This is a genomic window from Micromonospora ureilytica, from assembly GCF_015751765.1.
Classification (GTDB): domain Bacteria; phylum Actinomycetota; class Actinomycetes; order Mycobacteriales; family Micromonosporaceae; genus Micromonospora; species Micromonospora ureilytica.
In genome coordinates this window covers 3,828,331-3,854,104 of record NZ_JADOTX010000001.1, presented here as the reverse complement: position 1 = coordinate 3,854,104, position 25,774 = coordinate 3,828,331, and the positions used below count along the sequence as shown (strand labels likewise).

22 protein-coding genes are annotated in these 25,774 nt (G+C 72.4%); 15 read left to right on the top strand and 7 right to left on the bottom strand.

Going from position 1 to position 25,774, the window contains the following annotated elements; all coding sequences use genetic code 11:
- Positions 1-27: 27 nt before the first annotated feature.
- Positions 28-540, bottom strand: a complete 513-nt coding sequence (locus IW248_RS17325; RefSeq protein ID WP_196930246.1) for a LytR C-terminal domain-containing protein — start codon at positions 538-540, stop codon at positions 28-30.
- 433 nt (positions 541-973) lie between these two features.
- On the opposite strand from IW248_RS17325, the gene IW248_RS17320 reads away from it, so the two are divergent.
- Positions 974-1,270: a DUF4193 domain-containing protein gene (locus IW248_RS17320; RefSeq protein ID WP_007075406.1), complete on the top strand. Its 297-nt coding sequence runs from the start codon at positions 974-976 to the stop codon at positions 1,268-1,270.
- A gap of 116 nt (positions 1,271-1,386) precedes the next feature.
- The gene (locus IW248_RS17315; RefSeq protein ID WP_196927833.1) at positions 1,387-2,184 is read left to right on the top strand and encodes a hypothetical protein; all 798 of its coding nucleotides are present in this window, start codon (positions 1,387-1,389) and stop codon (positions 2,182-2,184) included.
- 66 nt (positions 2,185-2,250) lie between these two features.
- Here the strand turns inward: IW248_RS17315 and IW248_RS17310 are convergent, their stop codons facing one another.
- Positions 2,251-2,778 (bottom strand): DUF3093 domain-containing protein, encoded by a 528-nt coding sequence (locus IW248_RS17310; RefSeq protein WP_196927832.1) that lies wholly within the window; start codon positions 2,776-2,778, stop codon positions 2,251-2,253.
- A 90-nt stretch (positions 2,779-2,868) separates the two neighbouring features.
- Between IW248_RS17310 and dut the strand changes: the two genes are divergently transcribed.
- From dut to IW248_RS17290, 4 genes are all read left to right on the top strand, one after another.
- On the top strand, positions 2,869-3,405 hold the full coding sequence (gene dut / locus IW248_RS17305) for a dUTP diphosphatase (RefSeq protein WP_196927831.1): 537 nt from the start codon (positions 2,869-2,871) through the stop codon (positions 3,403-3,405).
- A gap of 25 nt (positions 3,406-3,430) precedes the next feature.
- Positions 3,431-4,093, top strand: a complete 663-nt coding sequence (locus IW248_RS17300; RefSeq protein WP_196927830.1) for a DUF3710 domain-containing protein — start codon at positions 3,431-3,433, stop codon at positions 4,091-4,093.
- Positions 4,094-4,207: 114 nt separating this feature from the next.
- The gene (locus IW248_RS17295; protein WP_124816055.1) at positions 4,208-4,588 is read left to right on the top strand and encodes an OB-fold nucleic acid binding domain-containing protein; all 381 of its coding nucleotides are present in this window, start codon (positions 4,208-4,210) and stop codon (positions 4,586-4,588) included.
- Between the two features lie 25 nt (positions 4,589-4,613).
- Positions 4,614-5,297: a DUF3159 domain-containing protein gene (locus IW248_RS17290; protein WP_196927829.1), complete on the top strand. Its 684-nt coding sequence runs from the start codon at positions 4,614-4,616 to the stop codon at positions 5,295-5,297.
- Between the two features lie 45 nt (positions 5,298-5,342).
- Here IW248_RS17290 and IW248_RS17285 read toward each other — a convergent pair whose 3' ends face one another.
- Both IW248_RS17285 and IW248_RS17280 read right to left on the bottom strand, forming a co-directional pair.
- Positions 5,343-6,032 carry a potassium channel family protein gene (locus IW248_RS17285; RefSeq protein ID WP_124816051.1) on the bottom strand — a complete coding sequence of 230 codons (690 nt, stop codon included), beginning with the start codon at positions 6,030-6,032 and terminating at the stop codon, positions 5,343-5,345.
- 3 nt (positions 6,033-6,035) lie between these two features.
- Complete coding sequence (locus IW248_RS17280) at positions 6,036-6,701, bottom strand: potassium channel family protein (RefSeq protein ID WP_124816050.1); 666 nt, start codon at positions 6,699-6,701, stop codon at positions 6,036-6,038.
- Positions 6,702-6,860: 159 nt separating this feature from the next.
- On the opposite strand from IW248_RS17280, the gene IW248_RS17275 reads away from it, so the two are divergent.
- From IW248_RS17275 to dxs, 3 genes are all read left to right on the top strand, one after another.
- Positions 6,861-8,945, top strand: coding sequence for an APC family permease (locus tag IW248_RS17275; protein WP_196927828.1), 2,085 nt, complete (start codon positions 6,861-6,863; stop codon positions 8,943-8,945).
- 79 nt (positions 8,946-9,024) lie between these two features.
- Complete coding sequence (locus IW248_RS17270) at positions 9,025-10,242, top strand: class I SAM-dependent RNA methyltransferase (RefSeq protein ID WP_196930245.1); 1,218 nt, start codon at positions 9,025-9,027, stop codon at positions 10,240-10,242.
- A 127-nt stretch (positions 10,243-10,369) separates the two neighbouring features.
- Complete coding sequence (gene dxs, locus IW248_RS17265) at positions 10,370-12,316, top strand: 1-deoxy-D-xylulose-5-phosphate synthase (protein WP_124816046.1); 1,947 nt, start codon at positions 10,370-10,372, stop codon at positions 12,314-12,316.
- A gap of 228 nt (positions 12,317-12,544) precedes the next feature.
- On the opposite strand, the gene IW248_RS17260 is transcribed toward dxs, so the two are convergent.
- Positions 12,545-13,738 carry a hypothetical protein gene (locus IW248_RS17260; protein WP_196927827.1) on the bottom strand — a complete coding sequence of 398 codons (1,194 nt, stop codon included), beginning with the start codon at positions 13,736-13,738 and terminating at the stop codon, positions 12,545-12,547.
- A 467-nt stretch (positions 13,739-14,205) separates the two neighbouring features.
- Here IW248_RS17260 and IW248_RS17255 point away from each other — a divergent pair, with 467 nt between their 5' ends.
- Complete coding sequence (locus tag IW248_RS17255; protein WP_372432761.1) at positions 14,206-15,915, top strand: DUF6311 domain-containing protein; 1,710 nt, start codon at positions 14,206-14,208, stop codon at positions 15,913-15,915.
- Positions 15,915-17,711, top strand: coding sequence for a DUF6311 domain-containing protein (locus IW248_RS17250; RefSeq protein ID WP_196927826.1), 1,797 nt, complete (start codon positions 15,915-15,917; stop codon positions 17,709-17,711). Before IW248_RS17255 ends, IW248_RS17250 begins: the two co-directional genes overlap by 1 nt.
- 24 nt (positions 17,712-17,735) lie before the next feature.
- Here the strand turns inward: IW248_RS17250 and IW248_RS17245 are convergent, their stop codons facing one another.
- Positions 17,736-19,634, bottom strand: coding sequence for a DUF6311 domain-containing protein (locus IW248_RS17245; protein ID WP_196930243.1), 1,899 nt, complete (start codon positions 19,632-19,634; stop codon positions 17,736-17,738).
- 108 nt (positions 19,635-19,742) lie between these two features.
- Between IW248_RS17245 and IW248_RS17240 the strand changes: the two genes are divergently transcribed.
- Together IW248_RS17240 and IW248_RS17235 are read left to right on the top strand one after the other, a co-directional pair.
- On the top strand, positions 19,743-21,041 hold the full coding sequence (locus IW248_RS17240; RefSeq protein ID WP_196927825.1) for an outer membrane protein assembly factor BamB family protein: 1,299 nt from the start codon (positions 19,743-19,745) through the stop codon (positions 21,039-21,041).
- The gene (locus IW248_RS17235; RefSeq protein WP_196927824.1) at positions 21,038-22,321 is read left to right on the top strand and encodes an outer membrane protein assembly factor BamB family protein; all 1,284 of its coding nucleotides are present in this window, start codon (positions 21,038-21,040) and stop codon (positions 22,319-22,321) included. The genes IW248_RS17240 and IW248_RS17235 overlap by 4 nt, the downstream gene beginning before the upstream one ends.
- Here IW248_RS17235 and IW248_RS17230 read toward each other — a convergent pair whose 3' ends face one another.
- Entirely contained in the window at positions 22,322-23,527 is a 1,206-nt protein-coding gene (locus IW248_RS17230; protein WP_231396340.1) for a C39 family peptidase, read from the bottom strand.
- A gap of 143 nt (positions 23,528-23,670) precedes the next feature.
- Here IW248_RS17230 and IW248_RS17225 point away from each other — a divergent pair, with 143 nt between their 5' ends.
- Complete coding sequence (locus IW248_RS17225) at positions 23,671-24,339, top strand: response regulator transcription factor (RefSeq protein WP_196927823.1); 669 nt, start codon at positions 23,671-23,673, stop codon at positions 24,337-24,339.
- A gap of 114 nt (positions 24,340-24,453) precedes the next feature.
- The gene (locus IW248_RS17220) at positions 24,454-25,629 is read left to right on the top strand and encodes a sensor histidine kinase (RefSeq protein WP_196927822.1); all 1,176 of its coding nucleotides are present in this window, start codon (positions 24,454-24,456) and stop codon (positions 25,627-25,629) included.
- Positions 25,630-25,774: the final 145 nt, after the last annotated feature.

Here is a 25,774-nt window from a genome sequence, read left to right as displayed (position 1 = left end):
TGGCGCTCTAGCGGGCCGGTTACGCCGTCACTTGGCGGGTGGGGACGCGCAGGAGCCCTTGGGCGCCTCCGGCGGACCCGAGTCGCCGAGCGACTGGTTCACCTCGGTCGTGGTGGCGAGCTGCTGGAAGCGGTTGCCCAACACCACGTCCACCGTGTCGTCGGCGCGCTTCGGGTCGTAGCCCGGGGTGGCGTTGTTGAGGAAGTACGCCTGGAGCAGGTGCGCGGAACCGACGCCCTTCGGGCCATACCGCAGCACCGCGACGCTGTCGACCCTCTTCTCGTTCCCGGTCTTCTTGACCTGGAACTGTCGATTGCTGAACTCGTCGGCGACGGTGTGGGCGAGGCCGGGCTGATCCGTCGCGTTGAACACGTTGATCTTGACGTCCTTGCGCTCGCGCAGGGTCAGATCCGCCAGTGGCCAGCCCTCGGGGCAACCCGCCGCGGTGCCCACGTTGCCCTGGCTGTCGCGGACCACGGCCACGACGACGAAGACCAGGGCGATGACCGCCAGCAGGCCGACGACGACGAGTGCTCGCACGCGCGCAAAACTCATCAGGGCACTCCCCGGGCCTCAGGTGGGTGGTGACGGCCAGAAACGATCGCTCAGGCCGCCGGCCGTCGAATACGCCGCTGAGGTTAACGGTTGTCCGGCCGTCGCGTGGAAACAGCCCGACATGCCGGCGCGCCGACCGCGAACCGGGTACTACTACCCCTATCTTCGTGTCGCCTGAATCACATTGGGAACAACTTCGCGTGCGGGGGCGTACATCTCAGCCGCAAGGGCGGTATACATGCCTCGCCCAAGGGGGGGTAAGGTTCCGCGCTCGCAGGGGAGTCGCCCCAGCGAGCTCGACCCGTTCGGTCCTCGGGTCGGGTGCCCGACACAAGTGGTGGCCGGCCAGCGGAACCGAAACAGCGTCGTCCGGCGTTACAACCGGAAGCGACAACATCGATATGGGAGAGTGAAACCGATGGCCACCGACTACGACGCCCCGCGTCGCGACGAGGTCGACCTCGGCGAGGACAGCCTGGAAGAGCTCAAGGCACGGCGCGTCGACTCACAGTCGGGCGCGGTGGACGTCGACGAGGCCGAGGTGGCCGAGAGCTTCGAGCTGCCCGGTGCCGATCTGGCCGACGAGGAGCTCACGGTCAAGGTGCTTCCGATGCAGCAGGACGAGTTCCGGTGCGCCCGCTGCTTCCTGGTCCACCACCGTAGCCAGCTGGCGGTCGAGCGTAACGGCGAGTTGATCTGCCGCGAGTGCGTCTGACAACCACGACACCGGCGGCGGCCTCCTGAACGGGGCCGCCGCTGCTGGTGTAGGCGTGCGGCAGCGGTGGGTACCTGCTTGACTCGTAGCGGGTAGCCACAGCACCGGGAGGTCCGATGAGCGATCGAGGCGGCACCACCGAGGGCGGCACGGACGACCTCGGTGCCACCGTCGCGGCCTTGACCGCGGACGACATCGAGCCGGCCCGACGCCGCCAACTGCTGACCCGGATGGTCGGGCAGGCCCGTGCGCGTGGCATCTCCGACCTGTTCAAGCCCCGTGCCGCCGTGCGGTGGATGGTCGACACCGTCGCCGAGATCGCCCCGCACGTGCCGGTGCGGGACCTGGACACTCTGCGCCGGCACTTCCCCGGCCTGGACGACGCCGCCCTGGCCGACAGGCTCATCCGCAACGCGTCGAGGACCACCGCCGCGATCGGCGCGGCCGGTGGGGGCGTCGCCGCCGTCGAGTGGGTGGTGGCCCCGACCCTGCTCTCCGCGCCGGTGCTGCTCGCCGCCGAGACCGTGGCCGTGGTGGCGGTGGAGCTGAAACTGGTCGGCGAGTTGCACGAGATCCACGGTGTGGCGCTACCGGCCGGCGGCAGCCAACGGGCGGTCACACTTGTGCACTCCTGGGCCACTCAGCGCGGCGTCAACCCGATGGTGCCCGGCGTGGGAGTGGGCGCCGTGCTCGGCACCGCCGCCCGTAAGGAACTGCGGGACATGCTGCTGCGGCGTTTCGGGCGCAACCTCACCACGCTCGGGCCGTTCCTGACCGGCGCGGCGGTGGCCAGCTTCCTCAACCGCCGGGCCACCCAGCAGATGGCCGACCAACTCCAGGTCGACCTGCGTCGGCGGGGTATCGCCCGGCCCGCTCCACCGGCGGCCCTCCCGGGCCCGCCAACCGGCACCTGAGCGAGGCTTCACCGTCGGCCCGGCCCCTGAGCGAGGCCGGCCCCTGAGCGGGCCGTCGCCGTCGGATCAGCCCGGCTCGCCCGCCGTCGGGTGGGAGGCCGCCAGGGCGTCCCGCGCGGTCAGCACCGCCTCGGCCAGCTCGACCGGGTGGCGGGTGCTCACCACCCAGAACGGGGTCGGATCCGCGGGGTCGTCGAGGATCACCTGCACGGCGCCGCCGATCCACGGCCGCTGCACCACGAAGGCGAGCGGGTCCGCGCCGACGCCGAGCACCTCACGTCGGCCGGCCACGTCCAGCGGCACCACGTCGGCCACGAAACGGACCGGTAGGCGGGCGTCGTCCACCCGCAGCTCGGAGTCGGTCACCGCGACCCGGATCCGGCCCAGCCACCACAGCCCGGCCGTGGTGAGCGGCACCAGCACGGCGAACGGCAACCAGGCGCGGACGCCGGAGGCGCCCATCCAGATCTCGACGGCCAGCAACGCGGCGGCCACCAGCCCGGTCAGCCACAGCCACCAGGGCAGATCCAGCCGCTCGGTGTACGTCGGGCGGTCGGCGACCGGCGGCTGATCGGAGGACGGGGAGGGCGACATGCTCACTCCTGCGAGGGTACGGCGCACGGCGGCTCGACGAACCGGCAGGATGGCAGGGTCACCCCGCGAACCGGACGGAAGAGGGGACCCGTGACCGAGGTCGTACCCGTGCCCGTACAGCTGCTCGACCCGGAGCTGCCGCTGCCCACGTACGCCCATCCCGGCGATGCCGGGGCCGACCTGGTGGCGGCCGCGGACGTGGAGCTGCCGCCCGGCGGCCGTGCCCTGGTGCCCACCGGCGTGGCAATCGCGTTGCCGGAGGGGTACGTGGGCCTGGTTCATCCCCGCTCCGGTCTGGCGGCCAGGCTCGGCGTGACGGTGCTCAACGCGCCCGGTACGGTCGACGCCGGCTACCGGGGTGAGATCCTGGTCAACCTGATCAATCATGATCGGGATGTGCCGGCGAAGATCTCCCGCGGCGACCGGATCGCGCAGCTCGTGGTCCAGCAGGTCGCACGGGCGCGGTTCGAGCCGGTGGTCGAGCTGCCCGCGTCCCGGCGCGGGACCGGTGGGCACGGGTCCACCGGTGGGCACGCCGGGCTGGTGCCGTCGCCGACGGGCCAGGACCGGGTCGAGCGGCGGCCGAACGAGCCGGGCCGCGGGCAGACGGAAGAGGTGGCAGGGTGAGCGTGAACAGCGGAGGGCAGGCGCAGTGATCTTCTCCCGAAAGCGGGCCGATGCCGAGCGGCAGACCCGGGACGAGCGAGCCACCCAGGTCCCGGACCAGGGCGATGCGGCGCCGACCCTGGAGCGCGGCCCGTACGACATCTCCGAGAGCTACGACGATGTGCAGCGACTCGACCTGGGCAGCCTGCACATCCCGGCGATCACGGACGTCGAGGTACGGGTGCAGGCCGACCCGCAGGGTGTGGTCCAGCAGGTGGTGCTGGTGCACGGCGAAAACGCGCTCCAGTTGGGCGTCTTCGCCGCTCCCCGGTCCGAGGGGATCTGGGACGAGGTGCGCGAGGAGATCCGGCAGTCGCTGCTCCGCGACGGCGCGACCGCGCAGGAGGTTCTCGGTGAGTACGGCCCGGAGCTGCACGCCGAGGTGCGTACCCCGGACGGCCTGACGAACCTGCGGTTCGTGGGAATCGACGGGCCGCGCTGGATGGTCCGTGGCGTGTTCCAGGGCCCGGTGGCCATCGACCCGGCCATGGCCGGGCCGCTCGTCGAGTGCCTGGACGGCCTGGTGGTCGACCGTGGGCAGGAGGCGAAGCCGGTCCGCGAGCCGCTGCCGCTGCGGCTGCCCCGCGAGATTTCCGACCAGGCCGAGGCCGAGGCGGGCGACGACGCCGCCGCGCCGCGTCAGGTCTGACCCGCGCGCACCGGCCCGCCGGAACCAGCCCCGTCGGCGTACGCTGGCGGCACGGTTCCGGCGTCGTCGGGGCCGGCCGGGGACGGCGATCGTGGAGAGGGTGACGCGGAGGTCATGACGACCGACGAGGGCCGGGTGTCGCTGCGGCGCATCCTGCAGCGGTTCACCGCCAGCGAGGCCGAGATCGACGCGCAGGAGCTGCGTCGGGAGAGTGCCGAGTGCGGCGGGATCCCCGCCCAGCAGTGCTCCCGGGGTCAGCTGGTGTCGGTCGCCGGTCGGCTGCGCACGGTGGTCTACACGCCGCGCACCAACCTGCCCACTCTTGAGGCCGACCTGTACGACGGCAGCGACGTGGTCACCCTGGTCTGGCTGGGTCGACGGCACATCGCCGGGATCGAGCCGGGCCGGCACCTGACCGCCCGGGGCCGGGTTGCGGTGCGCGACGACCGCAAGGTCATCTATAACCCCTACTACGAGCTGGACTCGCCCAAGTGACAGCACTGCGGACGGAAGGCCGGCGATGACGACGGGACAGGACCGGGCGGCACAGCCGGAGACCGACCCTCAGGACGAGGATCAGCTGCCGACGATCGCCGAGCAGATGGCTGACCAGCTCGGCGGCTGGCGTGGGCTGGTCGAGTCCAGCATCCCGGTCGTGGTTTTCGTCCTCGCCAACATCATCGGCGAGCTGCGGCCCGCGGTGATCGCCTCGGTCTCCGTCGCGGTGCTCATCGCCGGGGTGCGGCTGGCCCAGCGTCGGCCGATCCGGCATGCCGTCAACGGGCTCTTCGGCGTCGGCGTCGGCGCGGCCATCGCGTGGCGCACCGGCGACGAGCGTGACTTCTACCTTCCCGGCATCCTCTACGGCATCGGGTACGGCGTAGCCCTGCTGATCTCGGCCGCGATCCGGCAGCCGCTGGTGGGCTGGATCTGGTCGGTGCTGGTGGCCAAGGGCCGTTCGGAGTGGCGGGCCGATCCGAAGCTGGTGCGCACCTTCACCCAGCTGACAGTGCTCTGGGGTGTGGTCTGGCTGGCCAAGGTGGGCGTGCAGGCCGGGCTCTACCTGGCCCACCAGGACACCGCGCTGGGCGTCGCCCGGCTGGCGCTGGGCTACCCGCCGTACGCGCTGCTGTTGCTGATCACGGTCTGGACGGTGCGTCGGGTCACCCGGGAGTCGCCGCCGGCCCCGCTGCCCAGCGCCTGAGCGAGGCGCGAGCCAGCGGACCGCTCAGCGCGAGCGCCGTCGGGGTCAGCGTGAGCCGCGGGTCCGTTCGACGCTGTCCGCGCCGAGGATCACCACGCGGACAGCGTCCTCCACCTCCGCGGTGCAGACGAAGATCAGCTCGTCGCCGGCCTCGATCGGGTCGTCCGGGCTGGGCACCAGGACCCGCTTGCCGCGCAGGATCGCCACCAGGGCGGAGTCGCGGGGCAGCGGCACGGCGTGGATCGGCTGACCGACGTAGGGGGCGGTCGGCGGCAGGGTGATCTCGACGAGGTTCGCCTCGCCCTGCCTGAAGGTCATCAGCCGGACCAGGTCGCCGACGGTGACCGCCTCCTCGACGAGCGCGGCCATCACCCGCGGCTTGCTCACCGCGACGTCCACGCCCCACTGCTCGGTGAACAGCCACTCGTTCTCGGCCCGGTTGACCCGAGCGACCACGCGGGGGACCGCGAACTCGGTCTTGGCCAACAGCGACAGCACCAGATTGGTCTTGTCGTCGCCGGTTGCCGCGACCACCACGTCACACCCGGCGATGTTCGCCTCCTCCAGGCTGGCCACTTCGCACGCGTCGGCCAGCACCCAATCGGCGGCCGGCACCCGGTCCGGACGCAGCATCTTGGGCTGGCGTTCGATGAGCATCACCTGGTGGCCGTTGTCGATCAGCTCCTGGGCGATCGAGCGGCCCACGTTGCCCGCGCCCGCGATGGCGACCCGCATGGCTCAGTGCCCTCCTTCCGGCGGCGTCGCCGCCACCGACGTGACAGTCGCCACGATGTCATCGCTGACCAGCATGAACACCTGGTCGCCCTCCTGCACGACGGTGGAGCCGGTGGGCAGCGTGCCGATGCCGAAGCGGATCAGGTAGGCCACCCGCGCCCCGGTCGCTTCCTCCAGCACCCGCACCTGTCGGCCGATCCAGTCCTTGTGCACCGGCACCTCGACGATCGACACGGTGCTCGTGGGGTCGCGGAAGATCTCCACGTTGCCCTCCGGCACCAGGTGCCGCAGCATCCGGTCCGCCGTCCACCGTACGGTCGCCACGGTGGGGATGCCCAGGCGTTCGTAGACCTGCGCCCGGCGCTGGTCGTAGATGCGGGCGGCGACCCGGGACACGCCGAACGTCTCGCGGGCCAGCCGAGCCGAGATGATGTTGGAGTTGTCGCCGCTCGACACCGCCGCGAAGGCGTCCGCGCGCTCGATGCCTGCCTGCCGGAGCACCTCGCCGTCGAAACCGGCCCCGGTCACCGTGATCCCGGCGAAGTCGGGGCCGAGCCGGCGGAAGGCGTCGGCGTCCTGGTCGATCACCGCCACCGAGTGCCCTCGGGACTCCAGGCTGTGAGCGAGGGTCGATCCGACCCGGCCACACCCCATGATCACGACGTGCACGCTGTCCCTCCCAAGGTGCGTCCCGCTCCCGCTGCCGGTTCTGAGTGCGAGCCTGCCACGTCCCGGTCCCGAGCGGGGACCGACCGTACCCCGTCGTGTTGAGCAGCGACGATCGCCCACCCCCGTGCTCCCGGGGTGGTGGTCGTACTCTTGGCGTTCGTGGCCAGTCCCACCTCGCTGCTGAAGCGGCTTCTTCTCGGTCGACCGTTCCGGTCCGACCGGCTTCAGCACACCCTCCTGCCGAAGCGCATCGCGCTGCCCGTGTTCGCCTCCGACGCGCTGTCCAGCGTCGCGTACGCGCCCGACGAGATCCTGCTGACCCTCTCCATCGCCGGTGCGTCCGCGTACTTCTTCTCGCCGTGGATCGCGCTGGCAGTGGTCGTGGTCATGCTCACCGTGGTGGCGAGCTACCGGCAGAACGTGCACGCCTACCCCTCCGGCGGCGGCGACTACGAGGTGGCCACTGTCAACCTGGGGCCGAAGTTCGGTGTCGGGGTGGCCAGCGCCCTGCTGGTCGACTACGTGCTCACGGTGGCGGTGTCGGTCTCCTCCGGAGTGGCCAACCTCGGCTCGGTGGTGCCGTTCGTGGCCACCCACAAGGTCCTCATCGCGGTGCTCGCGGTGGTCCTGCTCACCGCTGTCAACCTGCGCGGGCTGCGCGAGTCGGGCACGGCGTTCGCCATCCCCACCTACGGCTTCGTGATCGTGATGCTCGGGATGCTGCTCACCGGGCTGTTCCGGGTCTTCGTGCTGGGCGACGAGCTTCGCGCGCCGAGCGCCGACCTGGTGATCCAGGCCGAACACAGCGTGACCGGTTTCGCGCTGGTCTTCCTGCTGCTGCGGACGTTCAGCTCGGGCGCCGCCGCGCTCACCGGTGTGGAGGCGATCTCCAACGGGGTGCCGGCGTTCAAGGCGCCGAAGAGCCGCAACGCCGCCACCACCCTGCTGCTGCTCGGCACCATCTCGGTGAGCATGCTGGTCGGGATCATCTGGCTGGCCCGGCTCACCCACCTTCAGTTCGTCGAGGATCCGGGCCTCCAGATCGTCTCCGGCCCCGAGGGGTACGTGCAGAAGACGGTCACCACCCAGCTCGGCGAGACGGTCTTCGGCGCCGGGTCGATCCTGCTCTACGTGCTGGCCGGGGTGACCGCCCTGATCCTGTTCCTGGCGGCGAACACCGCGTTCAACGGTTTCCCGGTGCTCGGCTCGATCCTCGCCCAGGACCGCTACCTGCCCCGCCAGTTCCACACCCGCGGCGACCGGCTGGCCTTCTCCAACGGCATCACCTTCCTGGCCCTCTTCGCGATCGTGCTGATCGTCGGCTTCCAGGCCGAGGTGACGAAGCTGATCCAGCTGTACATCGTCGGGGTCTTCGTCTCGTTCACCGTCTCCCAGGTCGGCATGATCCGGCACTGGAATCGGCACCTACGCACCGAGCGGGACCCGGAGGCACGTCGCCGGATGCACCGCTCCCGGGCGATCAACACGTTCGGCGCGGGCCTGACCGGTGCGGTGCTGGTGATCGTCCTGATCACCAAGTTCCTGCTCGGCGCCTGGATCGCGATCGCCGCGATGGCGGTGATCTACGTGCTGATGCTGGCGATTCGCCGGCACTACGACCGGATCGCCGTCGAGCTGACCCCACCGGACGAGGGCCGGGCCGTGCTGCCCGCCCGCAACCACGCGATCGTGCTGGTCAGCAAGGTGCACCAGCCGACGTTGCGGGCCATCGCCTACGCCCGCGCCACCCGACCGGACACACTGACCGCCGTGACCGTCAACGTGGACGAGAAGGACACCCGGGACCTGCAGGCCGACTGGGAGCGCCGGGAGATGGCCATTCCACTCACCGTGATCGACTCGCCGTACCGGGAGATCACCCGGCCGATCCTGGACTTCGTCGCGTCCACCCGCCGCAAGTCGCCGCGGGACGTGGTCACCGTGTTCATTCCGGAGTACGTGGTCGGCCGTTGGTGGGAGAACCTGCTGCACAACCAGAGCGCGCTGCGCCTCAAGGGCCGGCTGCTCTTCGAACCGGGGGTGATGGTGGTCAGCGTGCCGTGGCAGCTCGCGTCGACAGCGAGCAAGAACCTGGACCGGCTGGACGCCGCGCTGTCCCGGACCCCGGCGCGGGGGCCCCGGAGCACCGGGTCGCCGCTGGTCGCCGCCCCGCCGGTTGTCTCCGCGCCGCCCGGCGAGGGTGAGCCCGGGGGCAGCCCAACGATGGAGAACACTCGTGACTGAGCCCAGCGTTCAGCGGACCGCTCCTGGTACGCCGTCGGCATCGTCCTCGTCCGCCTCGTCGTCCGCCCTCGATCGGGGCCTGACCGAGGCGGACCGGGTCGAGCTGACCGTCGACGCGGTCGCCCCCGGCGGGCACTGTGTCGCCCGGGTGGACGGGCAGGTGGTCTTCGTCCGGCACGCGCTGCCCGGCGAACGGGTCGTCGCCGAGGTCACCGAGGTGCACCGGGGGTTCGTCCGGGCCGACGCGGTGACCGTGCTGGAACCCTCACCGGACCGGGTCGAGCCGCCCTGCCCGTACGCGAAGCCGGGCGCCTGCGGTGGCTGCGACCTGCAGCACGTCGCCCCGGCCGCGCAACTGGCCTGGAAGACCGCAGTGGTCCGCGAGCAGCTGGTCCGCCTCGGCGGGCTGACCGACGTCGAGCTGGACCGGCTCGGCGTCCGGGTCGAGGCGCTGCCCGGTGGGCTGCTCGGCTGGCGCTCCCGGGTCCGGTACGCGGTCGACGCCGCGGACCGGGCCGGCCTGCTCAAGCACCGCTCGCACGAGGTGGTGCCGATCGACCGCTGCCGGATCGCCCACCCGGCCATCCAGCAGCTGCCGGTGCTCATCCCCACCGGCGCGCTCTGGCCGGCCGCCGAGGCGGTCGAGACCGTCGCCAGCACCGGCGGGGACGTGACGGTCACTGAGGTCCGCGACGGGGTGCCCACCCCGGTCAGTGGCCCGGCCGAGGTCCGCGAGGTCGCCGTCGGACGGGACTGGACGCTGCCCGCGTCCGCGTTCTGGCAGGTGCACCCGGCCGCCGCGGACGTCCTCTCCACGGCGGTGCTGGAGTTGCTGGACCCGCAGCCGGGCGAGGTCGCCTGGGACCTCTACGGCGGCGCGGGGCTGTTCGCCGCGGCTCTCGCCAGCCGGGTCGCCGACGCCCGGATCACCCTTGTCGAGTCGAGCCGGGACGCAGTGGACGCCGCCCGGGCCAACCTGGCCGACCTGCCCCAGATCGAGGTGGTCGCCGCCCGGGTGGAGACCGCGCTGACCCGCCGACGGATCACCGGCCCGGTCGACGTGGTGGTGCTCGACCCACCGCGCTCCGGCGCGGGCGCCCAGGTGGTGCGGGACATCGTCGCCGCCGGCCCGCGGGCGATCGCATACGTGGCCTGCGACCCGGCCGCCTTCGCCCGGGACGTGCGGACCTTCGCCGACCTCGGTTGGCGGCTGGCGGCGCTGCGGGGCTTCGACCTGTTCCCCATGACGCAGCACGTCGAGCAGGTCGGGCTGCTGCTCCCGCCGGAAAAGCGGTAGAACCCCGCGCGTCGCGCTGCTTTCCAACGCCTGACCAGTTGCTCAGCCGCCGACTCCCCGCCCAGCCCGGGTGCGCGGGGTTCGGGCCGAGCTGCGGAGTACCGGGCGGCCGATAGACTCTCCGGTCATGAGCGTTGAAGAGGACACGGCCAACCACGGCCGGCTGCTGGGGACGGTTCGGGGTCCGCAGGACGTCAAGCGGATGTCCGGCGAGGAGCTGGACGTCCTCGCCGCCGAGATCCGGGACTTCCTGATCACCAAGGTCTCCCGTACCGGCGGGCACGTCGGGCCCAACCTCGGTGTGGTCGAGCTGACGCTCGCCATGCATCGCGTCTTCGACTCCCCCCGGGACCGGCTCCTGTTCGACACCGGTCACCAGGCGTACGTACACAAGATCCTTACCGGGCGTCAGGCCGGCTTCGACAAGCTCCGCCAGCGCGGTGGCCTCTCCGGCTACCCCAGCCAGGCGGAGAGCGAGCACGACCTCATCGAGAACTCGCACGCTTCCACCGCGCTGTCCTACGCCGACGGCCTCGCCAAGGCGTACGCCCTCCGGGGCGAGGCGCGCAGCGTCGTGGCCGTGGTCGGCGACGGCGCGCTGACCGGCGGCATGTGCTGGGAGGCGCTGAACAACATCGCCACCGCCGGCAACTCCCTCGTGATCGTGGTCAACGACAACGGCCGGTCCTACTCGCCGACCATCGGCGGGCTGGCCGACCACCTCTCCTCGCTGCGGCTCAACCCCGGCTACGAGAAGGTCCTCGACACCGTCAAGGACGCCCTCGGCTCGACGCCGCTGGTCGGCAAGCCGATGTACGAGGTGCTGCACGCGGTCAAGAAGGGCATCAAGGACGCTGTCGCCCCGCAGGCCATGTTCGAGGACCTGGGCATCAAGTACGTGGGCCCGGTGGACGGGCACGACGTGACGGCGGTCGAGGCGGCGCTGCGCGCGGCCAAGAACTTCGGCGGCCCGGTCATCGTGCACGCGGTCACCCGCAAGGGCTACGGCTACCGTCCCGCCGAGGAGGACGAGGCCGACTGCCTGCACGGCCCCAGCAGCGCCTTCGACGTGGAGACCGGCGCGCTGCTGGCCGCCCCGTCGGTGAAGTGGACGCACGTCTTCGCCGACGAGCTGCTGGCCATCGCCGACGAACGCCCGGACGTGGTGGGCATCACCGCCGCGATGGCCGAGCCGACCGGCATCGCCAAGCTGGCCCGCAAGTACCCCGAGCGGGTGTACGACGTGGGCATCGCCGAGCAGCACGCCGCCACCTCGGCCGCCGGGTTGGCGCTCGGTGGTCTGCACCCGGTGGTCGCGGTCTACGCCACCTTCCTCAACCGCGCGTTCGACCAGGTTCTGCTGGACGTGGCGATGCACAAGCTGCCGGTGACCTTCGTACTGGACCGCGCGGGCATCACCGGCCCGGACGGGCCCAGCCACTACGGCATCTGGGACATGGCGGTCTTCGGGGTGGTGCCGGGGCTACGGATCGCCGCTCCCCGCGACGCCGCCACCCTGCGCGAGGAGCTGCGCGAGGCGGTGGCCGTCGACAACGGCCCGACAGTGGTGCGGTTCCCGACCGGCGCGGTCGCCGCGGACCTACCGGCGCTGCGCCGGGTCGGCACTGTCGACGTGCTGGCCGAGTCGGCCCGTACCGACGTGCTGCTCGTCGCCGTCGGCTCCTTCGGGCAACTGGGCATGGAGGTGGCCGCCCGGGTCGCCGAGCAGGGGTACGGGGTGACCGTCGTCGACCCCCGCTGGGTGCGCCCGGTCCCGGCGGAGCTGGTCGACCTGGCCGCCCGCCACCGGCTCGTGGTGAGCGTCGAGGACGGCGTCCGGGTCGGCGGGGTGGGCGACGCGCTCGCCCAGGCGATGCGCGACGCCGACGTCCGGGTGCCGCTCAAGGACCTGGGTGTGCCGGCCGACTGGCACCCGCACGGCACCCGTGCGCAGATTCTGGCCGACCTGGGCCTGACCGCCCAGGATGTGGCTCGCAACGTCACCGGTTGGATCTCCGGCCTGGACGCCACCCCGGACCGCCTCACCGCCAGCGACGCGGCCGCGCAGAACTAGACGAGAACGACCGACGGCGGGCGCCCCCAGGGACGCCCGCCGTCCTGCACCCAACCCGACCCCGGCCGGGCCCAGCCCCGCGCCCGCGCCCGCGCCTCACCGCGCCTCGCCTCGCCTCGCCGATCTTGCGCTTTCGGTTGGCGTGATGTGCCTTGAGCCCCGATTTGTCGGTGCAGAAAGTGCAAGATCGCGCGGAGTGGGGGTGGGGGTGGGGGTGGGGGTGGGGGATTAGCGGGGGGAGATTGAGCGGTAGTGGGTCTTGTCGGTATTGGCGAGGCTGTAGGTCTGGGAGCGGGACGGGGTGGGGATGACCGCCAGGCCGGGTCGCTCGACCAGCAGAGGAGTGCCCGGCGGGACGGACAGGGAGCTGTCCCGGGTGGGCCGCCAGCTCAGCACCACCAGCGGCTGACCGGGCACCGGCAGTTGGTACGCCTGCAACGGGGTGGCCCGGTCGGCGGGTGAGACGACGGGCGCGCTTCCGTCGGCCGGTCGGTAGATCACCGCGGTCATCGCGCCGGCGTCGGTGTCCCAGCTGAGCTGCTGCAACTCGGCCGGCTCGCCGCCGCCGAGGGCGACTTCGCCGAGCGACCGCACCGTGAGCTTCGCCATCGGCCAGGACGTCGGCACCGAACGCGGGGCGTCCCGGTCCCCGATCCGGCGCGGAATGCTGCCGAACGGGCCTCGATCGCCGGCCAGCACGCAGGTGTCCAGGCCGGTGAGCGCCCGCCGGCCCGTGCCGGACTCGTCGCGGACCAGCGGGTAGCGCGGATCGACGGTGCCGGTGCCCAGGTCGAGCAGCCGGTCGGCGGCCCGCCCACGGGGCAGCGACTCCGTGGTTCGCAGGGTCGCGGTGACGCCGACGGCCGAGCAGGTCGGCACGTTGACCGGTGCGCTGAGGCCGTCCGCGATGGTCAACGTCCGGTCCTGTGGCCCGAGGAGGGTCTGCACCCGGGCCGAGACCAGGTAGCGCCGGCCGCCGGCCGTCTGCACCGGCAGCACGTCGGAGTAGACGAGGTAACCCGGGTCGGTGTACTCGGTGGCGCGGGTCACCGCGTACCGGTTGCCCTCGCGGGTCAGTTGCAGCAGCCAGGACGCGCTTTCGCCGGGTACGTCGGCGGCCACCAGCGCCACCGGGGCGCCGTCGATCCGACCGGAGAAGAGGATGCCGGACGAGGGCAGGTGCGCGCGGTCGTCGGCCGGCGACCGCCAGCCCCGGACGGCAGCGGTGACCGCTGCCGTCGCCGCGGTGTCCCCGGAGAGCTCGCCGCGGGGCGGCCACACGGCGAGGGTGCCGTCCAGGCTGTCGTACCCGACCCGCAGGTCCTGCGGCTTCCGCTCGGCTACCGGACCGCAGGCCGTGCTGGCCAGCAGCGCGCTCAGCAGGACGGGAAGCGCCCTGCCGTACCGACGGCCTGGAGTCACCTGGCCCGCCCCCGATCGCCTCGCCGTCGCTGTCGGAAAGCGCCATAGTACGAGATGTCCGGTGCGGAACCTCAGTTGGCCGGCACCCGACCCGCCACAATGGACACCACCGGGGCTTTAGGGCGTTTTGGTTGCTCCGGTAGACTCCGCCGACTGTGACGCCTGCCGAGTCCCGCGCCCTGCCCGCGCCGCACACGGAGGCGGCACCCGACTCCGCCGAGCTGGTGAGCTACCGCACACCGGTCGGCCTCTTCGCCGGCCCGCCCGCGCTGACCGCCCCCACCACGGAACCGGCCGAGCCCGCGACGCCGGTCGAGCCCGCGACGCCGGTCGAGCCCGCGACGCCGGTCGAGCCCGCGACGCCGGTCGAGCCCGCGACGCCGGCGCAGAGCCCGGTACCGGCCGAGAGCGCCGAGCCGTCGCGGGCGCGGTGGCGTCAGTGGACTCGCAGGCGGCAGCACCTGGCGGTGGGCGGGCTGTTTCTGCTCGCCGCGCTCTGGGTGACCAGCCGGATCTGGCTGGACCCGTCCGGCCGGGTGGCCTCGCTCTACATCGGTGACCCGGCCCAGGTGCAGTTCTTCCTCGCCCACTCGGTACGCGTGGTGCTGCACGGCGAGTACCCGTTCTACACCGAGCAGTTCAACTACCCGGACGGCGTCAACCTGATGGCCAACACGGCCGTGCTGGCGCTGGGTATCCCGATGGTCCCGGTGACGCTGCTCTTCGGGCCGGCGGTCTCCTTCGTGGTGCTGGTCACGCTGGGCCTCGCCGGCACCGCCATGGCCTGGTACCTCATGCTCTCCCGCCACCTGGTGCGCACCCCGCTCGCGGCGGCGGTCGGCGGCTGGTTCTGCGGGTTCTCGCCCGCGATGCTCTCGCACGCCAGTTGGCACCCGAACATCATCAGCCAGTTCCTGCTGCCGTTCATCGTGTGGCGGGTGCTGGTGCTCACCCGCTCCAGGAAGCCGGTTCGGGACGGGGCTCTGCTCGCCCTGCTGGTCGCCGCGCAGGCGTTCATCAACGAGGAGATCCTGCTCTTCACGGCGCTGGCCTGCGGCGTCTTCCTGCTGGCGGTGCTCGCGCAGGAGCCGGCCCGGTGGCGGGCGGCCTGGCGGCCCCTGGGCGCCGGCGTGGTGACCTGCGCGTTGCTGGCCGGGGCGCTGCTGGCGTACCCGCTGTATGTGCAGTTCGCCGGGCCGATGGCCTACCACGGGCTCAGTGACGCGGTGCAGGACTACGGCAACGACATCGCCGCCTTCTTCGCCCCCGGATCGCCCACCCTCGGCGGCAACCAGCGAGCCAACATCAACCTGGCGCCCAACTACTCCGAGGAGAACGCCTTCTTCGGCTGGAGCCTGTCGCTGCTCGCCATCGGCATCGTGGTCTGGCTGCGCCGGGAGCTGATCGTTCGGGCGCTCGCGGTGACCGGCGTGTTCTTCGCCGTGCTCTCCCTCGGCGAGCGGGTCTCCTGGTGGGACCGGGAGTTGATCAGCGGGCCGTGGCAGTGGTTGGTCCACCTGCCGCTGCTCGACGCGGTGGTGCCGACCCGGTTCGGGCTGATCACGAGCGTGGTGATCGGTCTGCTGCTCGCGCTCGCCGTCGAGCGGGCCTGGGCGCTGCGTCCGGCCGACCGCCGTACCGTCCGCGTGCTCACCGCCGCGGGCCTGGCCTTCGCGTTGCTGCCGATCGCGCCGATGCCGCTGCGAATGGTCTCCCGACCGCCGGTGCCGGACTTCATCACGGCGGACCGTTGGCGGGCGTACGTCGGGCCGGACCAGACGCTGGTGCCGATCCCGGTGCCCAGCATGGGCAACACGCACGGCATGCGCTGGGCGGCGGCCACCAACCTCGACTTCAAGATCCCCGGCGGTTACTTCCTCGCGCCCCGCAACGGCAACACCGGTGACGCGGGCCGGTTCGGCGGTCGTCCCAGCGGGGTTGGTCAGACGCTGGAGGAGGTGGCGACCACCGGCCGTATGCCCAAGCTCGACGACCGGCAGCGTCGGCGCTTCACCGACGAGCTGCGGCACTGGCGGGCGGCGATCCTGGTGCTGCCGGTGCGGCAGCAGAACGCCGAGCCACTGCGTCGTACGGTCGAGGAGCTGGTCGGTCCGGGTCGCCAGGAGTTGGATGTCTGGGTCTGGGACGTCCGGACGCTCAGCGACCGTTCGGTCTGATGACCACCGGGACGACGTCCCCGAACACCTCGTCGCCGGCGACGGTCGGCACGTCCCGTCCGGCCTGGCTGCGGGACGCGCTGGTGGTGGCCGGTTATCTGGGCCTCGCCGTGCTGGTGACCAGTGGGCAGTGGGGTCGTCCGTGGCAGCTGTTCCACCAGGCGGGTGACCAGATCCTCTTCGAGTGGATGCTGGCCCACGCGGCGCATGCGGTGGTCGCGGGGGAGAACCCGCTCTACAGCACCGGGTTGAACGCGCCCGACGGGGTCAACCTGATGGCGAACACCTCGGTGCTCGGCCTGGGTGTCCCGCTGACCCCGGTCACTCTGCTCTTCGGCTCGCAGGCGGCGTTCTGCGTGGCGGTCGTCTGCTGTCTCGCCGGGACCGCCGTCGCCTGGTACGTGCTGCTGCGCCGCCGGCTGGTCCGCGCCCGGGCCGCGGCCGCGGTGGGTGGGCTGATCTGTGGCTTCGCCCCGGGCATGATCGCTCAGGCGGGCGCACATCTGCACATCGCCGCCCAGTTCCTGGTGCCCGCGATCCTCGCCCTGGTGTTCCGGCCCGCCTCGGATGACGCGCGACACGACGTGTGGCGGCCCGGCGTCGGCCTCGGGTTGCTGCTCGTCTGGCAGGTCTTCATCGGCGAGGAGGTGCTGGTCTTCCTGGCGCTCGCGGCCGGGGTCTTCGCGTTGGCCTACGCGCTCGCCGACCGGGTGGCCGCACGGCGGCTCGCGCCGGCCCTCCTCGGCCGGCTCGCGGTGGCGGCCGGCGTGGCGGCGGTGCCGCTGGCGTACCCGCTGTGGTTCCAGTTCCACGGCCCGCAGCACTACTCCGGGATGGCGTTCGCCACGCAGGGCTTCCAACTGGACGTGGCGTCGTTCACCGCGTCGGCCCGGCAGACCGTGCTGGGCGACGACTGGCTGCCGGGGTTACTCTCGCCGAACCCGACCGAGGAGAACTCGTTCTTCGGCCCGGGCCTGCTGGTGCTCGCCGTGGTGATCGTGATCTGGCAGTGGCGACGACCGCTGGTCCGGGCACTGGCCGTCGCTGGTGTGGTCTTCGCCCTGCTCTCGCTCGGCGGCGAGCTGCGGGTGGACGGTGAAGCCACAGGCATTCCGGGGCCGTACCGGCTGGTGGGAGAGCTGCCGCTGCTCGACCTCGCGGTGCCGGCCCGGTTCGCGTTGGTCTGCGTACCGGTGCTGGGTGTGCTGGTGGCGCTGTCGGTGGACCGGGTCCGGGCCGCGCGTGCTCCGAACGTGGCGCCGGGCCTACCGGTGCGGTTGCTGTGGGCCGGCGCGGTCACCGCCGCGTTGCTGCCCCTGATGCCGACGCCGCTGCGCGTGGTGCCGGTCGCGCCGGTGCCGGCGTTCATCGCCGACGGCGGCTGGCGTCCGCTGGTGCCGCCCGGTCGGACGGTGGTCGCCGTGCCCCCGGTCACCGGTGCCGCGCGTAGCCCGGTGATGCTCTGGTCCGCCCGTACCGGTCTGGGGTTTCCCGCGCCGGGCGGTTACTTCATCGGCCCCAGCGGCCCGGACGACCCGGCGGCCCGCTGGGGCGCGCCGGACCGGCCCACGTCGGTGCTGCTCCGGCAGGTGGCCGACACCGGCGCGGTGCCGGTGCTCACCGACGTCGACCGCAGCCAGGCCGTCGAGGACCTGCGGCACTGGCGTGCCGCGGTGGTCGTCCTCGGTCAACTGGAGCACGGTGACCCGGTCCGCCGTACCGTCGACGATCTGCTCGGCCCGGGCCGACCGGTCGACGGCGGGTGGTTGTGGGACGTCCGGGACCGCGTCGGCTGAGCCGACCGATGGGCCGGCCTTCGACTAACCCACCAGGGCGCGGACGTCCCAGACCCAGACGTCGTCGACCCGCTGGGGTGGCCCGAGCAGGGCGGTGACCAGCTCACGGAGCACCGCCTCGCGGGGGTGCGCCCCGAGCACCACCACCGACGCCCGCCAGAACCGCAGGTCCTCGACGATCTGACGGCGGTTCTCGTCGGTCAGCGCCGGAACCGTGCCACTGTCCATGGTGGAGTAGATGAGGGAGCTGGTCGGTCGGTTCGGCGCGCCGAAGACCCCCTCACCCAGTTCGTTCGGGCCGATGAAGTAGCCGCCCGGAACGGGGAACTCCTGCCCGGTCAGCGCACTCCACCGCAGCGTCGGCAGGCCGTGCACGTTGCTCGGGATCGGCACCGGCACCAGGGTTCGACCGGCCGGAACGTACGGCCGCCAGCCGCCCGCCGTGATGAAGTGCGGCGGCGGGTCGATCTGCTGGGCGGGCAGCGGGCGCGGGAAGAGCGGCAGCACGGCGAGCGCGACCGCCGCGTACCCCACCGGTCGCAGCCACCGACGGCGCGCCGCGACCGGCGCGGGCTCGGCTCCCTCGGCGGGCTTGGCGGGCTCGGCCGGGGCCGTTTCGCCGGTGCGTTGGGCCGGCACCCGCGGCCGGTCGGCCACCGGGCGCCCCTGGCGGTGCGCGGCGTCCCAGGTCAACGCGAGCAGTACGCCCACCGCGGCGGCGACCACAAGCGTCAACCGGGTCGGCATCATCATCTCGACCAGCGGCAGGTCGTCCGACACGTAGGACCAGGGCCCCTTCACGCCGGTCTCGACACCGTTGAAGCGCACCCACGGCCCGATGGCGGCCACGCTGAACACCACGATGAGCACCGCGGCGATCCGCGCGGCCACTGAGCGGCGGACGAGCAGCACCAGCGCCACCACCGAGAGCATCACCAGCGGCCAACCGAACCAGGTGTTCTGCTCGGTCAGACCGATCGTCTTCTCCACGGCCGGGTCACCGGCCCAGGTGTCCCGGGCGAAGGTGACGAAGGCGACCAGGTCCTCGCCCCAGTTGTGGAACACGCCGCCCTGCAGGCCCCGGTAGGACTGCGGGCCGTTGAATTGGAACCAGATCGGGTACGCGGTGAGCACCAGGGCCAGTCCACCGGCGACGCCGAGCCCGGCCAGGAACGTGCCGGCGGCGGCCCGGGTGGCCCGCGGCCGCTGCACGGCGTACGCCAGCACGACGACCAGGCAGGCCAGCGCGGTGAGCAGCAACATCTCCTCGTTGATGAAGATCTGGTACGCCACCAGCGCACCGAGCACGAGCCCGTTGCGCCGCCACCGGCCCGGCTCACCCAGGGTCAGCACCCGCACCACGATCAGCGGGAGCAAAAAGTTGGACACGAAGTTCGGTTGGCCGTTGGCGTGGTGGATGATTCCCGGCGCGAAACCGAGGAACGCGCCGCCGACGAACGCCGCCGCCCGGGAGCGCACCAGGTGGCGCGAGAGCATCCAGTACCCGGTGCCGGCGGTGGCCGCCAGCGCCGCGCCCAGGTAGAGCGCGTACATCACCTGGGGGCCGAGCAGCATGGTCAGTGGGGCCAGCGGCAGGGTCACCCCGAGCAGCGAGGTGTTGGCCATCATGTTCACCCCGTCCGGGGCGTTCTGACGGGCCGTGAACAGTGGATTCTCCAGGTGCCGCACCGAGAACGCGCCGTGCGCGAACAGCCACTCGAACCAGCTGTGATCGGTGGGCAGGTGCGAGGAGACCCGGCCGTTGACGTCACCCCAGTAGTTGAGGCAGACGAAGACGCCCAGCAGCACATAGGCTCCGAGGGCCAACAGGTCGGCTCGGGCCGGACGGCGTCGAGGCCGTCGTGTCGACTCGACCTCGGCCGGGTCGACGTCGGTCAGGGGATTCAGCGAAGGGTCTACCACCGGCACAGCCACGACGCGCCATCGTACAGGCGCGGTTCCGTCGCTTTTGCCGGGCCGGTGGGCTGACGGTCGGTTTGCCGGACGGCGACCCTTCGGCCAGCCTTACTGGTGACGGAAGGACGGGCGTTGTCGATCATCGAGCTGGGCGAGGTTCGGGATGAGCCCGTGTCGGCGCCTCCGGTTCGTCGCCCGCGCGCCGCCGGTCGCCCGCTGCGCAGCGCCGCGGTGCTGCTGCTCGCCCTGGTGGTGCTGGGCGGTGCGACCCCGACGCCACAGCGGACTGTGTACGCCGTGCCGGCGTCGCGCACCTCCACCGCGTACCTCGCCGGGGACGCCGTCTTCGTGGTCGACCCGCCGGCGCCCGAGGGGGACCGGTTCCTGACCGCGTACGCCCAGCCGTCGGCGACCGGCGTCGGGGTGCGGCGGCGGTGGCAGGCGCCGCTGGCCCGCACCGGTAACTACCTCGACGTCCGGGTCGAACGGGGGCTGGTGTTGACCCTGGCGGTCAACGCCCCGAACCGGTTGTTCCAGACCACCGCCTTCGACGCCGTGACGGGCCGGCAACGCTGGCAGCATCCCGGTGCTCCCCAGCCGGCGACCGGCGGTGGTCTGCTGGTGACCAACGGCCGGGAGGACGGCTCGGGCAGGATGAGCGGCATCGAGCCCGACACCGGCCGGCTGCGCTGGTCGGTGCCGATCCCGTCCTCCGCCAGCCCCTCCTACCACCTCAACCCTGAGGGTCAGGTCGACAGGTTCGTGCTCCTGCAGCCGACCGGCGAGGTGCAGGTGTACGACGCCGGCTCCGGCCACCTGCTGCGCAGCGTCGACACGCTGCCCGCTGACCGGTCGGCGTACCAGCGGGCGCAGGTCGTCGACGACCTGCTGCTGCTCGTCCCGCCGGGCAGTACCCGGCTGGTGAGCTTCGGGCTGGCCGACCTAAAGCCACTGTGGACGGCCGAGGTGACGCTGGTGTCGCATGTGCTCGGCTGCGGCGGTCTGCTCTGCGCGGTACCGCAGATCGGCGGCCTGCAGGTGCTCGATCCGGCCACCGGCGCGGTGCGCTGGTCGGAGTCGGGCCAGGACGTCCTGGCCGACGTCCGGTACGGCCGACTGCTGATGACCGTGCCCGGCCAGGGATACACGGTGCGGGACGCGGCGACCGGGCAGGAACGCGTCGAGTTGGGCGAGTGGAGCCTGCTGCCGGTGCTCCGACCGGACGATCCGCTGGCCGGGGTGCGGCGCGGCGACGACGGCCGGATGGTCGTCGCCGAACTCGATCTGGTGACCGGCCGAACACGGATCGTCGACGTGCTGCCGGGCATCGCCGGCAGTTGCCAGGCGTCCCTCCCGGTCCTGCTCTGCCAGCGCCTCGACGGCACGACCGCGCTATGGAGGTTGACGCGATGACCGACTCGGTGATCGACCTCGGCGAGCTGCGGCACGGTCCGGACCCTGACCCGCTGCCCCGCCCGCCCCGCGCTCACGGTCGCCCGCTGCGCTGCGCGCTGGTCGTGCTGCTCGCGCTTGTCACGCTCGCCGCCGCGGCCGTGCCGCCATCCCGGCGGGCCCCGGTGACGCTGCCGGCCCGGCCCGGGTCCGACATCATGATCGACGGTGACCTTTTCCTGGTCATGGAGCCGACCAACACCGCGACACGGCAGACGCGGCTGGCCGCGTATCGGCTGCCCGGCGGCGAGCCGCTCTGGCAGGCGCCGCTGTCGGCGGAGGCCCGCTACTGGGGGATGAGATCGCTGGCCGGGATGGTGTTGGTCACCGGCTTCGAGATCGGCCCGGAGGGCCGGGAGACACGCACCGTCGCACTGGACCGGGCGACCGGGGCGTACCAGTGGCAGCAGCCGGGCGTCGCCTACGAGCTGACCGACGGCAACCTGCTGCTGCGCAGCGGCGGCGAGACCGAACCGTCAAGTGTGCGCGCGGTCGATCCGTGCTGCGGCACCGTGCGCTGGGACCTACCCCCCACCATCGCCGAGATCAGCATCCGGGACACCGGGCGCGGGGTGGACCGGATCGTGCTCAGCCAGGCGAACGGACTGGTCGAGGTACGCGACACCACTACCGGCGCGGCGCTGGCCCGTGCCGAGATGCGCCCACCCGGCGGCGCACGGCTGGGAATCGAACTGATCGACGACCTGCTGCTGGCCATCGACAGAGGCTCGGGCACGATCAACGCGTACGGGTTGGACCGGTTGGAGCGACGCTGGACACGCGCGAGCGGCCCGATCGAATTCGCGTTGGACTGTGGGCCCGTCGTGTGTCTCCGCACCGGTGGCAACGAGCTGCAGGCGCTCGACCCCGCGACCGGCGACGAGCGCTGGCGCAGTGACCGCTGGTTGTGGGGCTGGCCGTACGAGAGCCGGCTGATGGCCAACGTCAGCGGCTTCGGTCCGATGGAGCAGTACATCGTGCTCGACGCGCTGACCGGCCGACAGTTGGCCGACCTGGGCAGGTGGGAGCTGTACCAACTCGGTGTCGGCGGCCGGTTGGTCGGCATCCGCCGGCATCCCGACGGAGGGGTGCTCGTCGGTGAGTTGGACATCGCCGCCGGCGAGGTGCGCATCGTGGACGTGTTGCCCGATGCCACCGGGGAGTGTCAGGCGATCACCGGTTACCTGGTGTGCGGCGCCACCGCGGCCGGCTCGTACCAGCTCTGGGAACTGGCCGACTGATCACCAGTTCGCCTGGGCGGGTGGAGGGGGCAGCGGCACCGACTCGGGTCGCAGTACGTACGCCACCCCGCCGCTGCCACGCTGCCAGACCGCCTCGAACCCCCGCCGGGGCACGGTACGACGGACGGCGTCGTCGTCCGGGGCGTACGGGTCGTTGAGCACCGGGTCGCCGTCGGCGGTGAAGCCGACCAGCACCATCAGGTGCCCTCCGGTGTCGTACCCGAGCCCCGGCACCTCGTCGGCCCGGAACGCGGCAGAGACGATCAGGGGGATGCCGGCCGCTACGAACGCCTCCGCCTCGACAAGTGACCGCAGTCGGGTGACGAACGCGTCCACCCCGTGCAGACCGGCATACGCGGTGTTGAACGGCCAGTTGCCGGCCCCCGCGTACGCGTGGTCGTAGCAGTGTCGGGCGGCGTGCACCACCACCGGACGCGGGCCGGACGGCTCCACCCAGGCGTAGCGGTCCGGTGTCGGCTCGGCACCCCAGTAGGCGAGCACCATCGAGGTGCAGGTGGGGCTGCACCAGGAGTCGCCGCCACCACCCCACTGCGGGTACTGGCCGGCGTGCAGCCGCTGGGAGTAGCGGGGCACGTCCAGCACGATGCCACGGGCGGCGGTCGAGGTGGGCTCGCGCTCGTACCCGTGGTCGGTCGGGGTCGGCCCGGTGGCGACCGCGCCGACGCTGCGCAGCACCGGGCCGGTGCCGAGGCTGCCCAGCACCGGGCCGGTGCCGACGCTGCCCAGCACCGGGCCGGTCGGGCTGCCGGCGGGCCGGCACAAGGTCACCCGCGCCTGCCAACCGGTGACCGTCGCTCCGGTCACGAGCAGGGTGTCGGTGTCGACCCTGGCGGCGCCGTCGCGCTGTCCGGGCAGCGAGGTGCGTCGTACCGTGTGGTCGTCGGCTGCCCAGCGGGCCAGCCGGTACCAGTCGGTGCTGGGCGCGTCGTCGTGCCACCCGCGCAGCTCCACCTCGATCCAGCAGCCGTCCGGGGTGTCCGCCGTCCAGGACGGCACCACCTCGGCGACGGCGAAGCCGACAGGCACCGGCGGCGACGTCCAGGTGCCCCGCTGGGCGACGCCGTCGAGGACGAGCCCTCGACCGCCGGCGCGCAGGCCGTCGCCGCTGCCGCCGGCCGCGTCGGCCGGCAGGTGGAAACCCCGGTAGGCGATGTCCCGTCGGGTGGGTGGTGCCGCAGTGGTCATGCCAGCTCCGTCCGTCGCTCGGTGCCGCCGGCCAGCATCGCGTACGCCGCGGTGGCCCGCAACGCCGGCCGGCGCGGGCGGCGAGGGACGATGGGTTGCCGGCCGGCACTAGGTTGTCGGTGGTCAGCAGCGAGGAGGCCGGGATGCGGGTACTGGTGGTCGAGGACGAGCGCAACCTCGCCGACGCGATCGCACGCGGGTTGCGCAAGCGGGGGATGGCGGTCGACGTGGCGTACGACGGCGACGCCGGCCACGAGGCGGCGTTCGTCACCCGGTACGACGTGGTGGTGCTCGACCGCGACCTGCCCGGTGTCCACGGCGACCAGATCTGCGCCGACCTGGCGGCCTCCGGCGCGTTGACCCGCGTGCTGATGCTCACCGCCAGCGGCACCGTGGCCGACCGGGTGGAGGGGTTGCAGCTCGGCGCGGACGACTACCTGCCCAAGCCGTTCGCCTTCGACGAACTGGTCGCCCGGGTGCAGGCGTTGGGCCGGCGGGCCACCCCGGCCGCGCCGCCCGTGCTCGAACTGGCCGACCTGGTGCTCGACCCGGCCCGCCGGGTGGCCACCCGCGCCGGTGTGCCGATGGACCTCACCAACAAGGAGTTCGGGGTGCTCTGCGAACTGCTCAAGGCGCGCGGCGCTGTGGTCTCCAGTGAGGAACTGCTGGAACGGGTCTGGGACGCCAACACCGACCCGTTCACCACAATCGTCCGGGTCACCGTGATGACGCTGCGCAAGAAGCTCGGTGACCCGCCGCTGATCGAGACGGTGGTCGGAGCGGGCTACCGCACCGCTGAGGTGGGAGCGTGAGCGCGAGGAGTGAGCCGGGTTTGCGAGCCCCGCAGTCGCGAACCGGGGTCGTGCTGTGAGCGCGAGGAGTGAGCCGGGTTTGCGAGCCCCGCAGTCGCGAACCGGGGTCGTGCTGTGAGCCGGCGGTTGCGGCCCACTCTGCGGTTGCGGCTGACAGTGCTCAACGGTGTGCTGCTCATCGGGGCCGGAGCGATCCTGGTGCTGCTGGCCTGGCTGCTGGTGCGCGACGCGTTGCGACCCACCGACGAGTTGGTGCCCGGCACCATCGTGTTGCTCTCCGACGGTCGGGAGATGGACGCCGCCCAGTGGCAGCGGCAGTTGGTCGACGCCGCCTCCGGGGAGCTGCTGGCCAAGGGCCTGGTCGCGCTGTTGGCGATCAGCGTGGTCGGGGTGGCCGGCGCGTACGCGGTGGCCGGCCGGGCGCTGCGCCCGCTGCACCAGGTCACGGCGACAGCGCAGCGGCTCGGTGAGGCGACCCTGGACCAGCGGATCGGCTACTCGGGCGCCGACGACGAGGTGGCCGAGCTGGCCAAGACGTTCGACGCCATGCTGGACCGGATCGCGTCCGCGTTCGAGGCCCAGAAGCGTTTCGTGGCGAACGCCTCGCACGAGCTGCGTACCCCGCTCGCCGTGATGCGGACGGAGATCGACGTGACGCTCAGCGACGACGACGCGGACGCCGCCGAGTACCGACGGATGGCGACAGTCGTCCGCGACGCCTCCGAGCGGGCCAACGGCCTGGTGGACGCGCTGTTGGTGCTGGCCCGCAGCGAGGCGCAGGCCGGGCGGCAGCTGGGCCGGCGTACCGAGTGTGACCTCGCCGCGGGCACCGCCAACGCGTTGTCGGCGATGCGCCGCGAGGTGGAACGGATCGGCCTGCGGGTGCAGACGTCGTTGGAGTCCGCCCCGGTCGTCGGCGACCCGGGGCTGCTCGACCGACTGGCCGGAAACCTGATCGAGAACGCGGTCCGCTACAACCACCTGCACGGCCGGCTGTGGGTGCGTACCGGCACCGACGGCGACCGGTCCTGGCTGGTGGTGGGGAACACCGGTTTCGAGGTGGACCAGGCCGACGTGCCGGGACTGTTCGAGCCGTTCCGGCGTGGTGGCCGGGAACGCACCGGCGCCCGGGGCTCCGGCCTGGGGCTGTCCATCGTCCGGGCGGTCTGCACGGCGCACGGCGGCACCGTGCGGGTGATCGCGCAGTCGGGCGGTGGTCTGGAGGTGACTGTCACCCTGCCGGCGGTGGACGCCCCGGCGCTGCCCGGCACGGTTTCCACCGTCGGCTGAACGGGGTTGCGCGCCCCGCTCGGCCGGTGGCAAGATCGCGTCGTCAGCGCGAGATGAAAGGGGGTGCGTCGATGTCCACAAATGTTGGCTCCGCGCCCCGGGTCCGCGTCGGCTGACGTCCCGGAGGCGGAGCGCCCCCGCAGGG

What these genes read in the sequence shown, in the direction of transcription:
- IW248_RS17285 (WP_124816051.1), bottom strand. Translation starts at nt 6,032, where the DNA reads ATGCGGGTCGCCATCGCGGGCGCGGGCAACGTGGGCCGCTCGATCGCC.
- IW248_RS17295 (WP_124816055.1), top strand. Translation starts at nt 4,208, where the DNA reads ATGACGACCGACGAGGGCCGGGTGTCGCTGCGGCGCATCCTGCAGCGG.
- IW248_RS17310 (WP_196927832.1), bottom strand. Translation starts at nt 2,778, where the DNA reads ATGTCGCCCTCCCCGTCCTCCGATCAGCCGCCGGTCGCCGACCGCCCG.
- IW248_RS17225 (WP_196927823.1), top strand. Translation starts at nt 23,671, where the DNA reads ATGCGGGTACTGGTGGTCGAGGACGAGCGCAACCTCGCCGACGCGATC.
- IW248_RS17290 (WP_196927829.1), top strand. Translation starts at nt 4,614, where the DNA reads ATGACGACGGGACAGGACCGGGCGGCACAGCCGGAGACCGACCCTCAG.
- IW248_RS17230 (WP_231396340.1), bottom strand. Translation starts at nt 23,527, where the DNA reads ATGACCACTGCGGCACCACCCACCCGACGGGACATCGCCTACCGGGGT.
- IW248_RS17320 (WP_007075406.1), top strand. Translation starts at nt 974, where the DNA reads ATGGCCACCGACTACGACGCCCCGCGTCGCGACGAGGTCGACCTCGGC.
- IW248_RS17250 (WP_196927826.1), top strand. Translation starts at nt 15,915, where the DNA reads ATGACCACCGGGACGACGTCCCCGAACACCTCGTCGCCGGCGACGGTC.
- dxs (WP_124816046.1), top strand. Translation starts at nt 10,370, where the DNA reads ATGAGCGTTGAAGAGGACACGGCCAACCACGGCCGGCTGCTGGGGACG.
- IW248_RS17315 (WP_196927833.1), top strand. Translation starts at nt 1,387, where the DNA reads ATGAGCGATCGAGGCGGCACCACCGAGGGCGGCACGGACGACCTCGGT.
- IW248_RS17235 (WP_196927824.1), top strand. Translation starts at nt 21,038, where the DNA reads ATGACCGACTCGGTGATCGACCTCGGCGAGCTGCGGCACGGTCCGGAC.